This is a genomic window from Nocardioides caricicola, from assembly GCF_039541135.1.
Taxonomy (GTDB): Bacteria; Actinomycetota; Actinomycetes; order Propionibacteriales; family Nocardioidaceae; genus Nocardioides; species Nocardioides caricicola.
Genome location: NZ_BAABFQ010000003.1, coordinates 778,803 through 791,531 on the forward strand (window position 1 = coordinate 778,803; position 12,729 = coordinate 791,531).

Here is a 12,729-nt window from a genome sequence, read left to right on the forward strand (position 1 = left end):
ATGCCCAGCAAGACCGTCACCGTCGGCTCCTCCGTCGGCCTGCACGCCCGGCCCGCGCAGATCATCTCCGAGGCCGTCGAGGAGCTCGACGTCGAGGTGCTGATCGGCATCCCCGGCGACGAGCCGGTCGACGCCAGCTCCTCACTCCTGATCATGACCCTCGGCGCCGGCCCCGGCGACCAGGTCGAGGTCAGCAGCGACGACCAGGCCGCACTCGACGCGATCGTCGCCCTGGTCGAGAAGGACCTCGACGCCTAACGGTTCCGGTAGGCCAGGTAGACCGCTCGCATGCCCACGGCCCGCTCGAGCTCGCGGGTGACGCTGCCGAAGAACTGGGCGCGGTAGGCCTCGTCGGTCACGGTCGAGACCGTCAGGTAGAGGCCCGAGAACGACGCGAGGAACGCCGAGACCTGCACGAGCGCGCGCGACGGGTTGAACGGGTCCGGTGTCTGCCAGCCCTCCATCACGGTCTCGCTCATGATCAGCGTGCCGAACAGCAGCAGGAACGCGAACACCATCAGCGCCAGCAGCAGCACCTGGACGAACTGCACGATCACCAGCACCAGGATCAGGTTCCACCGCTCGTAGCCGGTGACCTCGGCGTACGCCGCCGGGTCGGCGTCGGGATCGTCCACGAGCTCGCGGGCGGCGTCGGCCAGCGGCGTCGCCGCGGTGGTGCGGAGCAGGAACGCGTCGTCGACCTCGTCGTCGGCGCGGTCGACCTCCTCCGGGAGGCGCACCAGCAGGAACCCGACGGCCAGGCTCGCGAAGAGCACGATCACCAGCCAGAGGGTGCCGATCGTGAGGTTGCCGCCGACCTGCCACATCTCGGTGTTGATGAAGAGGAACGTGATCGCGAGCAGCAGCAGCGGCAGCGCCCGCGTGGTCATCGGCAACAGGAAGCGCAGGCTGCCGAGCGTGCGGTGCAGGGCCCACCCGACGATCTGGCGGGCGTGCAGCGCGGTCAGGGCGTACCAGAGCGCCGCCAGCGCCCCGATGGCGACCAGCAGGGCCGGCGCAGCGCTGAACTCGTCGGTCAGCAGCGCGATCCCGACCCCGGCGCCGGCCGCGACCAGCGCGACCACGAGCACGAGCGGCACGGTCCGCCTCAGCCGCAGCGCGTTGCGGACGTCGGCGCGCTTCTCCGGGACGAAGTAGGAGAGCCCGTGCTCCAGGAACCACGCGTCGGTGGCCGCCAGGGTCTCCTCGCGGGTCACGTCAGGAGCTCGCGGGCGCGGTCCACGTCGGCGTTCATCTGCTCGACGAGCGCCTCGACCGACTCGAACGCCACCATCCCGCGGAGCCGGTCGACGAAGCTGACCTCCACCTCGACGCCGTACAGCTCGAGGTCGGTGCGGTCGAGCACGTAGCTCTCCACGCGGCGGTAGCGGTCGCCGTCGAACGTCGGGTTGGTGCCGACGCTGATCGCGGCCGGGAACGTCTCGTTCGTGTCGACGCGGCGCAGCCATCCGGCGTACACGCCGTCCGGCGGCGCGGCGGTGAGCACGTCAGTGGGGACGTTGGCGGTCGGGAAGCCGAGCTCGCGGCCGCGCTGGTCGCCCTTCACGACGACGCCTCGCACGGAGTACGGCCGGCCCAGCGCCTCCGCGGCGCCGGCGACGTCGCCGGCGGCCAGGCTCATCCGGACGTACGTCGAGGACCACACCTGGGGGCCGCCGTCGAGCGGGATGCCCTCGGCCGAGAAGCCGTGCTGCTGCCCCAGCTCGCGCAGCGTGGCGACGTCACCGGCGGCGCGGTTGCCGAAGCGGAAGTTGGCACCGACGACCACGGCGCTCGCCGTGAGCCCGTGCACGAGGACCCGCTCGACGAACTGCTCGGGCGTCCACGCCGCGACGTCGCGGTCGAACGGCACCGCGAGCACGGCGTCGGCGCCGGCGTCCGCGAGGAGCTCGGCGCGGACCTCGAGCGAGGTGAGCGTCGTCGGGGCGTGCTCGGGCCGCAGCACCGCCATCGGGTGCGGGTCGAACGTGACCGCCACGACGGTCAGCCCGCGCTCCGCCGCGATCTCCCGCGCCCGGGCGACGACGTGCCGGTGGCCCAGGTGCACGCCGTCGAAGTTGCCGATGACGACGGCGGTCGGGCCGAGGTCGGCCGGGACCTCGTCGAGGGATCGCCAGATGCGCACGGCGAGAACACTATCGGGGGTCACCCCGTGAACACGGCCACGGGGCGCGCCCGTCCATCCTTCGGTTCGTACAGGGCGAGGAACGAGCCGTCGGGAGCGAACACCCCGGTGAGCGCCGAGAGCTCGAGGTCGAGGGGGCGTCCGACCCGCACGTCACCGGCCTGGCGGTCGTCCAGGTCGACCGCGGGGAACGCCGCGCGCGCCGCGTCGGCGATCGGGAGCAGCCTGAACTCGTCGCTCAGGTCCTCCAGGGTGTGGGCGACCGACAGGTCGTACGGGCCGACGGCGGTACGCCGCAGCGCGGTCAGGTGGCCGCCCACGCCGAGCCGGGCGCCCAGGTCGCGCGCGATCGCGCGGATGTAGGTGCCGCTGGTGCAGCGCACCGAGACGTCCAGCTCGTCCCCGCGCACGTCGGTCACGGTCAGCTCGTGGACGGTGACCGGCCGGGCCTTGAGCTCGACCTCCTCACCGTCGCGGACCCGCTGGTAGGCGCGCTTGCCGTCGACCTTGATCGCCGACACGGCGGTCGGGACCTGCATCAGGTCGCCGACGAACTCCGCCGCCGCGGACCGGATCGTGGCCTCGTCCAACCCCTCGGTCGAGGCGGTCGCGACGACTTCGCCCTCGGCGTCGTCGGTCGTGGTGGCCACACCGAGCTTGATGGTCGCGTCGTACCCCTTGTCGGTCAGCATCAGGTGGCCGAGCAGGCGGGTCGCGCGGTTCACGCCGAGCACCAGCACGCCGGTCGCCATCGGGTCCAGCGTGCCGGCATGACCGACCTTGCGGGTGCCGGCCAGCCGGCGTACCCGGGACACGACGTCGTGCGAGGTCATCCCTCCGGGCTTGTCGACGACGACGAGCCCGTCGGTCACTCGTCCTCGTCCTCGAGGTCGTCCTCGACCTCGCGGGGCTTCTTGTAGGGGTCCTCATCGCCGGCGTACGACTCCACGCGTCGGGCCGCGACCTCCTCGTCGAGCGCCTTCGCGCGCGCCAGCACCTCGTCGAGGTGCCGGGCGCTCTCCGGGAGCGCGTCGGCGATGAACGTCAGCGACGGCGCGGTGCGCATGCCGAGCTGCTTGGCGACCTCGGAGCGGATCAGGCCCTTGGCGGACTCCAGCGCCGCGGCGGTGTTGGCCAGCGCGGTCTCGTCGTCCCCGGTGGCGTCGAGGACCGTGTAGAAGACCGTCGCCTGCTGCGAGTCGCCGGTGAGGCGTACGTCGGTGACGGTCACGAAGCCGAGGCGCGGATCCTTGATCCGGCGCTCGAGCATCTCCGCGACGATGACCTGGATGCGGTCCGCGATCTTGCGGACCCGTGGGCTGCTCATGGTTCCTTCATACTCCCTGAATGCAACGTCGGCGCAGTCCTGCGAGAGGACTGCGCCGACGTCAACTGTTGATCAGCTGCGCGCGATCTCGCGCATCTCGAACGCCTCGATGATGTCGCCTTCCTTGATGTCCTGGAAGTTGCGCAGGACGAGACCGCACTCGAAGCCCTCGCGGACCTCGGACGCGTCGTCCTTCTCGCGCTTGAGCGACGCGAGGTCGAGGTTGTCGGCCACGACGCTGCCGTCGCGGATCACCCGGACCTTGGCGTTGCGGCGGATCAGGCCGCTGGTGACCATGCAGCCGGCGATGTTGCCGATCTTGGACGAGCGGAAGATCGCACGGATCTCCGCCTGACCCAGGGTCGACTCCTCGTACACCGGCTTGAGCATGCCCTTGAGCGCGGCCTCGATCTCCTCGATGGCCTGGTAGATGACGGTGTAGTACCGGATCTCCACGCCCTCGCGGTCGGCCAGCTCCGTCGCCTTGCCCTGCGGGCGGACGTTGAAGCCGATGATGATCGCGTCGGAAGCAGCAGCCAGGTCGACGTTGGTCTCGGTGATCGCGCCGACACCGCGGTCGATGACCCGGATGCCGACCTCGTCGCCGACGTCGATCTTGGCCAGCGCGTCCTCGAGCGCCTCGACCGAACCGGACACGTCGCCCTTGAGGATGAGGTTGAGCTCCTGGCTCTCGCCCTTCTCCATGGAGGCCATGAAGTCCTCGAGGGTACGGCGCACGCGACGCTTGGCCTGCATGGCCGCACGCTCACGCGCCTCGCGCTTCTCGGCGATCTGACGAGCCATCCGGTCGTCGTCGACGACGATGAAGTTCTGGCCCGCGCCGGGGACGGCGGACAGACCGAGCACCATCGCCGGACGCGACGGACCGGCCTCCTCCAGCTCGTTGCCGAACTCGTCGAGCATCGCGCGGACGCGGCCGTGGGCCGGTCCGGCGACGATCGAGTCGCCGACCTTGAGCGTGCCGCGCTGGACGAGGATCGTGGCGACCGGACCGCGACCGCGGTCGAGGTGCGCCTCGATGACCAGACCCTGAGCCTCACGCTCGGCGTTCGCCCGCAGGTCGAGCGACGCGTCGGCGGTCAGCACGATCGCCTCGAGCAGCTTGTCGAGGTTGAGCGCGGACTTGGCCGAGACGTCGACGAACATCGCGTCGCCGCCGTACTCCTCGGGCACGAGGCCGTACTCGGTGAGCTGGCCACGGACCTTGGTCGGGTCCGCCTCCGGCTTGTCGATCTTGTTGACCGCGACCACGATCGGGACGCCGGCCGCCTTGGCGTGGTTGAGCGCCTCGACGGTCTGCGGCATCACGCCGTCGTCGGCCGCGACCACGAGGACCGCGATGTCCGAGGACTGCGAACCACGCGCACGCATGGCGGTGAACGCCTCGTGACCCGGGGTGTCGATGAACGTGATGCGGCGGTCCTCGCCGTCGACCTCGGTGTGCACCTGGTACGCACCGATGTGCTGGGTGATGCCACCGGCCTCGCCCGCGACGACGTTGGCGTTGCGCAGCGCGTCGAGGAGCCTGGTCTTTCCGTGGTCGACGTGACCCATGACGGTGACGACCGGCGGGCGCGCCTCGGCGTACTCGTCGTCGCCCTCGCCCTCGCCGAACTCGATGTCGAACGACTCGAGCAGCTCGCGGTCCTCGTCCTCCGGGGACACGACCTGCACGACGTAGTTGAGCTCCTCACCGAGCAGCTCGAGCGTCTCGTCGTTCACCGACTCGGTCGCGGTGACCATCTCGCCGAGGCTGAACAGCATCTGCACCAGCGAGGCGGCGTCGACGTTGATCTTCTCGGCGAAGTCGGTCAGGGACGCGCCACGCGGCAGGCGGACGGTCTCGCCGTTGCCCTTGCGGACGCGCACGCCGCCGATCGTCGGGGCCTCCATGGCCTCGAACTCCTGGCGACGCGCCCGCTTCGACTTGCGACCGCGGCGCGACGGGCCGCCGGGGCGACCGAAGGCACCCTGGGTCTGGCCGCGCTGACCGGGACGGCCACCGCCGCCGGGACGGCCACCGCCGCTGGGGCCGAAGCCGCCGCCACCGGGACGACCGGGGGCACCGGCACCGGCCGGAGCGCCACGACCGGGCGCGCCGGGACGACCCGGGGCACCGCGACCGGGAGCACCCGGGCGACCGGGGCCAGGACGGCCACCGGGGCCACCGCCGAAGGCGGCCGGGGACTTGGGCATCATGGCCGGGTTCGGGCGCGGCATGCCCGGGCGACCCGGCGCGCCGCCCTCACGGGCGGCCGGGGGACGCGGCGGGCGGTTGTCGCCGGCAGCAGGGGCGGCGGCGTCGGTGCGCTCCGGGGCTGCGGGCTTGCGGCCCATGCCCTGGCTGGACGCGAACGGGTTGTTGCCCGGGCGCGGGGCGCCGGGCTTGCCGACCGGCTTGGGCGCCGGGGTCGGCGCCTTCGGGGTGGCCGGGGCAGCCGCGGCCGGAGCCTCGGGCTGGGCCTTCTCCTCCTCGGCCGGCGGAGCCGGGGGCTCCTCGGCGGCCGGGGCCGGGGCCTTCGGGCCGGGCTTGGGGGCAGCCTTCTTGGCCGGGGCCGGGGCGGCCTCGACCTCGGTGGCGGCGGCCGGGGCCTCCTCCGCCGGGGCGGCGGCGGCCTTCTTGGCGGGCGCCTTCTTGGCCGGAGCCGGCTTCTCGGCGGCCTTCTCGGCCGGCTTGTCGGCCGTCTCGGCCTTCAACTGGGGGCCGTACTCCTTGCGGAAACGCATCTCCGCGGGGAGCTCGACAGTGGAGCTCGCCGACTTGACGAACTCCCCCATCTCCTTGAACTTCTCGAGAACGAACTTGCTCTCGACTCCGAACTCCTTGGCGAGTTCGTGAACTCGGGTCTTAGCCACGCTTCTCCTTCTGGCCTGAGACCCGGGTCCAGTTCTTCGGCTGGGGGGTGATTCAGACCGTTAGTGGGGTGTGCACGCTCATCGCGAAGTACTCATCGAGTGCTCATGAGCTGCTGCTCCAGTCTCTGTCGGGCGGTCATGGTTGGTGGTGCTGGTCGAGCCGGGAGTCGAGGTACTCACCCACCGGTGCGCTGGAGAGCCCGGTCGCGACCCGTAGGGCGCGGCCGAAGGCCTTCCGGCGTACCGCGAGCTCGTAGCACTCGGCTGTGGGGTGCAGGTGCGCTCCACGTCCGGGTGCGGTGGCTGTCGGATCGGGTACGACGGCCGGCTGGCCGTGCGCGTCCGAGCCGGCGGTCACCCGCAACAACTCGCTCTTCGCGGCACGAGTGCGGCATCCAACGCAGGTCCGAACGGGGTCCGGGCATGCAGAAGGGATGTGTTCACGCGCCACTGTCGTAGAGCCTACCGCTATCGGCACGGGGATTTCGAACCGGCAGGGCTACCGTCGGACGATGCCCGGCTTTTCGGACGACTTCTCCGGCCCCGACCTCGATCGGTCGACCTGGCTGGCGTCGTACCTGCCGGTCTGGAGCTCGACGTCGGACGCGGCGGCGACCTACACCGTGGACAACTCCCTGCTCCGGCTGACCATTCCCGTGGACCAGGGACTGTGGTGCGCGGGCGACCACGACCCGCCACTGCGGGTCTCGGGCATCCAGTCCGGGTCGTGGTCCGGGCCGGTCGGCAGCACCCGCGGCCAGCAGCGCTACCGCGAGGGGCTGGTCGTGCGGGAGGAGCAGCAGCGGTTCGAGGGGTGGCTCCCCGCCTCGGGGCGGGTCGCGATCCGGTGCGCGATGACACTGTCGCCGCGCTCGATGGGCGCGATGTGGCTCAGCGGCTTCGAGGACGACCCCGCCCAGGAGCAGTGCGGCGAGCTCTGCGTGGTCGAGGTCTTCGGCAAGGACCCCACCGCGGTCGGGGTCGGTATCAAGGCGTTCCGCGACCCGGCGCTGACCCAGGACTTCGCCGCGCCCCGGCTGCCGATCGACGTCGCCGACTTCCACACCTACGCGGTCGACTGGGACGCCGCCGAGGCGGTCTTCACCGTCGACGACGAGGTCGTACGGCGTTGTCCGCGGCCGCCGACGTACCCGATGCAGGTGATGATCGCGGTCTTCGACTTCCCGGAGTGGTCGGACGGCAGCGACGACCAGCTGGTGCCGGAGCTGGTCGTCGACTGGGTCAGGGATTGATCCACCCGAGCAGGTACGGCCACCACGAGGTGCATCACTCGTCGGCGGGCGCCTCGTCGCTGCGGATGTCGATCCGCCAGCCGGTCAGGCGCGCGGCCAGGCGGGCGTTCTGCCCCTCCTTGCCGATCGCCAGCGACAGCTGGAAGTCGGGGACGACCACCCGCGCGGCGCGGGCCTCGGCGTCGATCACCTCGACCGACGTGACCCGCGCGGGCGACAGCGCGTGCGCCACCAGCTCGGCCGGGTCGTCGGACCAGTCGACGATGTCGATCTTCTCGCCGTGCAGCTCCGACATCACGTTGCGCACCCGCGAGCCCATCGGGCCGATGCACGCGCCCTTGGCGTTGACCCCCGACGCGGTCGAGCGGACCGCGATCTTGGTGCGGTGGCCGGCCTCGCGGGCCAGCGCGGCGATCTCGACCGTGCCGTCGGCGATCTCGGGCACCTCGAGCGCGAACAGCTTCTTCACGAGGTTGGGGTGCGAGCGCGACAGCGTGACCTGCGGGCCGCGCATGCCCTTGCGCACCGAGACCACCAGGCACTTGATGCGCGTGCCGTGGTCGTACCGCTCACCGGGGACCCGCTCGCCCGGCGGCAGCAGCGCCTCGAGCTTGCCGAGGTCCACGAGCACGTCGTCGGGGTTGCGACCCTGCTGGATGATCCCCGAGATGATGTCGCCCTCCTTGCCGGAGAACTCACCGAACCGGATGTCGTCCTCGGCGTCGCGCAGACGCTGCAGCATGATCTGCTTCGCCGTGGTCGCGGCGATCCGGCCGAAGCCCTCGGGGGTGTCCTCGTACTCGCCGACCGGGTTGCCGTCGTCGTCCACCTCGGTGGCGAGCACGGTGACGTGACCGGTCTTGCGGTCCAGCTCGACGCGGGCCTTCTCCTGGGCCCCGGGCGTCTTGTGGTACGCCGTGAGCAGGGCCTGCTCGATCGCCTCCACCAGCACGTCGAACGAGATCTCCTTCTCCCGCTCGAGCATGCGCAGGATGCTCATGTCGATGTCCATCAGGCCTCCCCTGCCTCGTCGAGCTCGTCGTCCGCCTCGTCCTGGCCCTTGCGGTTGAACTCCACCTGCACGAGGGCCTTCTTCACCTCGGCGTACGCGATCTCCCGCCGCGTGCCGTCGACCTCGATCGTCACGCTCGTCTCGTCGGACTCCTTGATCCGCCCGGTGACGTCCTGGCCGTCGGCGAGGGTGACCTTCACCAGCCGGCTGGCGTTGCGCCGCCAGTGCCGCGGCAGGGTCAGCGGTCGGTCCACGCCGCGCGAGGTGACCTCGAGCGTGTAGGGCTGCTCGCCCATCACGTCGGACGCCTCGAGCGCGGTGTCGATCGTGCGCGTCGCCTCCGCGACGTCGTCCAGGGTCACGCCGCCGTCCTTGTCGACGGCGATGCGCAGCACCCGGCGGTTGCCCGCGGGGCTGATCTCGACGGCCTCGATGTCGAGGTCGAGGGCACTCAGGGGGTCGACGAGCTCAGTCTCGATCCGGTCCCGGATGACGTCCTGCTTGGAACTTGTCACGGGTACGCGACCTCCTTGTGCTGTTGTTGATCGACCACCATAGCGGCTGGATAGGGTCACCGCGTGCCCGCCGCTCCCCACCTCCTCGCCCGTCGCACGGCGCTCACGCTCGGCGCCGTGGCGATCGTGGCGACCGGCTGTGACGATGGCGACAGCTCCGACCCCGCAGGCGCCCCGCCGGCCACGCCGACGTCCGACCCGGACACCGTGCTGGTCGACGCGGTGCTCGCCGACCTGGCGCGCGCGGAGACGCTCGCGCTGGGCGCGGGGTTCGTGGACCTGGCCGCGCTGCACCGGGCGCACATCGAGGCCCTGGAGGGCCCGGAGGCCGAGCCCGGCACCGGCGGCGCGTCGAAGGCGGCGGTACGCCGCGCCGAGCAGCGCCTGCAGCGGCAGCTGGTGCAGGCGTCCCTCGAGGCCGAGAGCGGGGCGCTGGCCCGGCTGCTCGCCTCGATGAGCGCCGCCGTCGCCCAGAGGCTCGCATGAGCGAGCTCGACGCCCTGCAGACCGCGCTCGCCGGTGAGCACGCCGCCGTCCACGTGTACGGCGCCCTGGGCGGCCGCACGTCCGCGTCGGCGACGCCGGCCCTGTTCGAGGCGGTGAGCGCGGCCTACACCGCGCACCGCGCCCGCCGTGACCTGCTGACCGCCGCGGTCATCGACGCCGAGGGCGAGCCCGTGGCCGCTGCGCCGGCGTACGAGGTGCCGCGGCTGGAGTCGCCGCGCGACGTGGAGCGGGCGGCCCGGGAGCTCGAGCGGTCCTGCGCCGCGACGTACGCCTACCTCGTGGCGAGCACGGCCGGCGCGCCGCGGCGGCTGGCCATCGGTGCCCTGAACGACGCAGCGGTCCGTGAACTCGCCTTCCGGGGAACTCCCGAGACGTTCCCCGGGCTGGACGAGTACACGGACCGCTGAGGCCTCCGAGAGGCCGAGTGGAGCGGCCCCCGCCGGGATGTGGGGGGACTGGCGGGGAGGCCGCTCGTGCAAAAGCATGCAACAGACCGGCGCGGTTCCGGCGCAGATCGAGTGCTCACCTTTGTGCATTGCACAAAGGTGCAGTGAAACAGGTTTCAGAACCAGGCGTGAACGAGGTCCGCGACGTCCGCGAGCCGGTGCGCCACGGCGTCCGGTTCGCCCTCGGTGTGGCCCAGCTGCTGGGGCGGGATCGCGCTGAGCGGGATGTGGATCGCCCGCATCCCGGCGTTCTGCGCTCCCCAGACGTCGTCGAACAGCCGGTCGCCGACGTACACGCACCGCGCCGGGTCGGTGGCGCCGACGGCGTCCATGGCCGCCCGGAAGGCCAGCGGCGACGGCTTCGTCCACGGGATCTCGCTCGTGTAGACATCGCCGTCGATGAGGTGGTCCACCCCGTCGCGGCGGAAGAAGCCCTCGTGCCACGCGCGCGGCCAGATCGTGTTCGACAGCACGCCGATCTTGATCCCCTCGGCGCGCAGCGTCTCGAACAGCGGCACGACGTCGGGGTCGGTGAGCGTGTGCGGCTCCCAGAACTCGTAGTACGCCGTCAGCAGCTCGGGGTCGTGCTCGAGCCCGGCGGCGGTGAACAGGTCCGCGACCGTGGCGCTCTGCTGGTGGTCGCGTGAGCGGCCCCAGATCGTGTCGCCGGCCTGGTGCAGCAGGGTCCGCGAGACCTCGATGTCGTGGTCGGCGTTCACCACCGCCTGGGCGAGCGCGAGCGACTCCGCGTGGAAGTCGATGTCGTGCCAGGCGGTGAGGGTGCCGCCCCAGTCGAAGATGACCGCGTCGATGCTCCGCTCAGGCACGGACCACCCGCACGACGTGGTCGACGAGGTGGTCCGCGGGCACCTGCTCGCGCTCGCCGGTACGGCGGTCCTTGACCTCGATGGTCCCCTCGGCGAGGCCCTTGCCCACCACGACGATCGTCGGGACGCCGATGAGCTCGGCGTCCTTGAACTTCACTCCGGGGCTGATCTTGCCCGTGCGGTCGTCGTACAGGACCGTGATGCCCTGCTTGTCGAGCTCGTGCGCGATCCGCTCGGCGGCGGCGAAGATCGACTCCTCCTTGCCGGCGGCCACGAGGTGGACGTCGGCCGGCGCGACCTCGCGCGGCCACGCCAGGCCGAGCTCGTCGTGGGTGTTCTCCGCGATGGCGGCGACGGCGCGGGAGGCGCCGATGCCGTAGGAGCCCATGGTGACGGTGACGAGCTTGCCGTTCTCGTCGAGCACCTTGAGGTCCAGGGCGTCGGCGAACTTGCGTCCGAGCGCGAAGATGTGGCCCATCTCGATGCCGCGCGCGGTGTGCAGGGTCCCGTCGCCGTTGGGGCACGGGTCACCCTCGCGGACCTCCGCCGCCTCGATGGTGCCGTCGGGCGTGAAGTCGCGGCCGGCCACCAGGTCGAGCACGTGGCTGCCGGAGACGTTCGCACCGGTGACCCACCGGGTGCCCTGGGCAACGCGCGGGTCGACGAGGTAGCGGATGCCGGACTCGTTCTTCTCCCCCAGCACGCCGGGGCCGATGTAGCCCTTGGCGAGGCTCGGGTGCTTCTTGAACTCGGCGTCGTCGAACGCCTCGATCTCGGCCGGGTAGACCTGCGCGTCCAGGCGCTTGAGGTCGACCTCGCGATCGCCGGGGACGCCGATCGCCAGCGGTTCGCGGGTGCCGTCGGGGTGGTGCAGCAAGACGATGACGTTCTTGAGCGTGTCCGCGGCCGTCCACGGCCGGTCGTCGCGCGCGAACCTCTCGTTGAGGTGGTCGACGAGCGTCTCGATCGTCGGGGTGTCCGGCGTCTGCTCCGCGTGCGCGGCGGGCGTGTCGTCGTACGCCACCGGCGCGGGAGCGGGCACCCGGACGGCCTCGACGTTCGCGGCGTAGTCGCAGGTCGAGCACCGGACGTAGGTGTCCTCGCCGTTGTCGGCGCGGGCGAGGAACTCCTCCGACATCGAGCCCCCCATCGCGCCGGACATCGCGGAGACGATGACGTACTCGAAGCCGAGCCGGTCGAAGATCCGGATGTAGGCGTCGCGGTGGGCCTGGTAGCTCGCCTCGAGACCGGCGTCGTCGACGTCGAAGGAGTAGCTGTCCTTCATGACGAACTCGCGCCCGCGCAGCAGACCCGCCCGGGGACGTGCCTCGTCGCGGTACTTCGTCTGGATCTGGTAGATCGACAGCGGCAGGTCCTTATACGAGCTGTAGAGGTCCTTGACGACGAGGGTGAACATCTCCTCGTGGGTCGGGCCGAGCAGGTAGTCGCCGCCCCTGCGGTCCTGGAGGCGGAAGATGTTGTCGCCGTACTCCGTCCACCGGCCCGTCGCCTCGTAGGGCTCGCGGGGCAGCAGCGCCGGGAAGCTGAGCTCCTGGGCGCCGATCCCGTCCATCTCCTCGCGGATGATGTTCTCGATCCGACGGAGCACCTTGAGCCCCAGCGGCAGCCAGGAGTAGATGCCGGGCGCGGCGCGGCGGATGTAGCCCGCGCGGACGAGGAGCCGGTGCGACGGCACCTCGGCGTCCGCCGGGTCCTCGCGCAGGGTCCGTACGAACAAGCTCGACATCCGCAAGATCATGCGGAGAAGGCTACTTGCTGAGTACTGCAACCTTCGCCCGGGTTATCGCGTCCTCCAGTC

Annotated in this window: 14 protein-coding genes; 4 read left to right on the plus strand and 10 right to left on the minus strand. The window is 71.4% G+C overall.

Features of this window, described 5'->3' with window-relative positions; all coding sequences use genetic code 11:
- Positions 1–258, plus strand: a complete 258-nt coding sequence (locus ABD875_RS05555; RefSeq protein ID WP_345172039.1) for an HPr family phosphocarrier protein — start codon at positions 1–3, stop codon at positions 256–258.
- Here the strand turns inward: ABD875_RS05555 and ABD875_RS05560 are convergent.
- The 6 genes from ABD875_RS05560 to ABD875_RS05585 all read right to left on the minus strand — a co-directional run bounded on the left by ABD875_RS05560 (position 255) and on the right by ABD875_RS05585 (position 6,828).
- Complete coding sequence (locus ABD875_RS05560) at positions 255–1,217, minus strand: hypothetical protein (RefSeq protein WP_345172041.1); 963 nt, start codon at positions 1,215–1,217, stop codon at positions 255–257. The two genes, ABD875_RS05555 and ABD875_RS05560, sit on opposite strands and share 4 nt — an antisense overlap.
- On the minus strand, positions 1,214–2,146 hold the full coding sequence (locus tag ABD875_RS05565) for a bifunctional riboflavin kinase/FAD synthetase (protein ID WP_345172043.1): 933 nt from the start codon (positions 2,144–2,146) through the stop codon (positions 1,214–1,216). Before ABD875_RS05565 ends, ABD875_RS05560 begins: the two co-directional genes overlap by 4 nt.
- 20 nt (positions 2,147–2,166) lie before the next feature.
- Positions 2,167–3,018: a tRNA pseudouridine(55) synthase TruB gene (gene truB / locus ABD875_RS05570; protein ID WP_345172045.1), complete on the minus strand. Its 852-nt coding sequence runs from the start codon at positions 3,016–3,018 to the stop codon at positions 2,167–2,169.
- Positions 3,015–3,473, minus strand: a complete 459-nt coding sequence (rbfA, locus tag ABD875_RS05575) for a 30S ribosome-binding factor RbfA (protein WP_345172047.1) — start codon at positions 3,471–3,473, stop codon at positions 3,015–3,017. Before rbfA ends, truB begins: the two co-directional genes overlap by 4 nt.
- A 72-nt stretch (positions 3,474–3,545) precedes the next feature.
- Positions 3,546–6,350 carry a translation initiation factor IF-2 gene (gene infB / locus ABD875_RS05580; RefSeq protein ID WP_345172049.1) on the minus strand — a complete coding sequence of 935 codons (2,805 nt, stop codon included), beginning with the start codon at positions 6,348–6,350 and terminating at the stop codon, positions 3,546–3,548.
- A gap of 136 nt (positions 6,351–6,486) precedes the next feature.
- The gene (locus ABD875_RS05585) at positions 6,487–6,828 is read right to left on the minus strand and encodes a YlxR family protein (RefSeq protein ID WP_345172051.1); all 342 of its coding nucleotides are present in this window, start codon (positions 6,826–6,828) and stop codon (positions 6,487–6,489) included.
- A gap of 34 nt (positions 6,829–6,862) precedes the next feature.
- Between ABD875_RS05585 and ABD875_RS05590 the strand changes: the two genes are divergently transcribed.
- Complete coding sequence (locus ABD875_RS05590; protein ID WP_345172053.1) at positions 6,863–7,603, plus strand: glycoside hydrolase family 16 protein; 741 nt, start codon at positions 6,863–6,865, stop codon at positions 7,601–7,603.
- Between the two features lie 34 nt (positions 7,604–7,637).
- On the opposite strand, the gene nusA is transcribed toward ABD875_RS05590, so the two are convergent.
- Positions 7,638–8,615, minus strand: a complete 978-nt coding sequence (gene nusA, locus ABD875_RS05595; protein ID WP_345172055.1) for a transcription termination factor NusA — start codon at positions 8,613–8,615, stop codon at positions 7,638–7,640.
- The gene (gene rimP / locus ABD875_RS05600; protein WP_345172057.1) at positions 8,615–9,130 is read right to left on the minus strand and encodes a ribosome maturation factor RimP; all 516 of its coding nucleotides are present in this window, start codon (positions 9,128–9,130) and stop codon (positions 8,615–8,617) included. The genes nusA and rimP overlap by 1 nt, the downstream gene beginning before the upstream one ends.
- A 63-nt stretch (positions 9,131–9,193) precedes the next feature.
- Between rimP and ABD875_RS05605 the strand changes: the two genes are divergently transcribed.
- On the plus strand, positions 9,194–9,616 hold the full coding sequence (locus tag ABD875_RS05605; protein WP_345172059.1) for a hypothetical protein: 423 nt from the start codon (positions 9,194–9,196) through the stop codon (positions 9,614–9,616).
- The gene (locus tag ABD875_RS05610) at positions 9,613–10,044 is read left to right on the plus strand and encodes a DUF4439 domain-containing protein (RefSeq protein WP_345172061.1); all 432 of its coding nucleotides are present in this window, start codon (positions 9,613–9,615) and stop codon (positions 10,042–10,044) included. Before ABD875_RS05605 ends, ABD875_RS05610 begins: the two co-directional genes overlap by 4 nt.
- Positions 10,045–10,199: 155 nt before the next feature.
- On the opposite strand, the gene ABD875_RS05615 is transcribed toward ABD875_RS05610, so the two are convergent.
- Both ABD875_RS05615 and ABD875_RS05620 read right to left on the minus strand, forming a co-directional pair.
- Positions 10,200–10,910: an HAD family hydrolase gene (locus ABD875_RS05615; RefSeq protein ID WP_345172063.1), complete on the minus strand. Its 711-nt coding sequence runs from the start codon at positions 10,908–10,910 to the stop codon at positions 10,200–10,202.
- Positions 10,903–12,669 carry a proline--tRNA ligase gene (locus ABD875_RS05620; protein WP_345172065.1) on the minus strand — a complete coding sequence of 589 codons (1,767 nt, stop codon included), beginning with the start codon at positions 12,667–12,669 and terminating at the stop codon, positions 10,903–10,905. Before ABD875_RS05620 ends, ABD875_RS05615 begins: the two co-directional genes overlap by 8 nt.
- Between the last annotated feature and the right edge of the window lie 60 nt (positions 12,670–12,729).

Bases quoted from the DNA above. Each gene is read 5' to 3' on its own strand.
- ABD875_RS05610 (WP_345172061.1), top strand. From the start codon at position 9,613: ATGAGCGAGCTCGACGCCCTGCAGACCGCGCTCGCCGGTGAGCACGCC.
- ABD875_RS05555 (WP_345172039.1), top strand. From the start codon at position 1: ATGCCCAGCAAGACCGTCACCGTCGGCTCCTCCGTCGGCCTGCACGCC.
- ABD875_RS05620 (WP_345172065.1), bottom strand. From the start codon at position 12,669: ATGATCTTGCGGATGTCGAGCTTGTTCGTACGGACCCTGCGCGAGGAC.
- rbfA (WP_345172047.1), bottom strand. From the start codon at position 3,473: ATGAGCAGCCCACGGGTCCGCAAGATCGCGGACCGCATCCAGGTCATC.
- ABD875_RS05590 (WP_345172053.1), top strand. From the start codon at position 6,863: ATGCCCGGCTTTTCGGACGACTTCTCCGGCCCCGACCTCGATCGGTCG.
- nusA (WP_345172055.1), bottom strand. From the start codon at position 8,615: ATGGACATCGACATGAGCATCCTGCGCATGCTCGAGCGGGAGAAGGAG.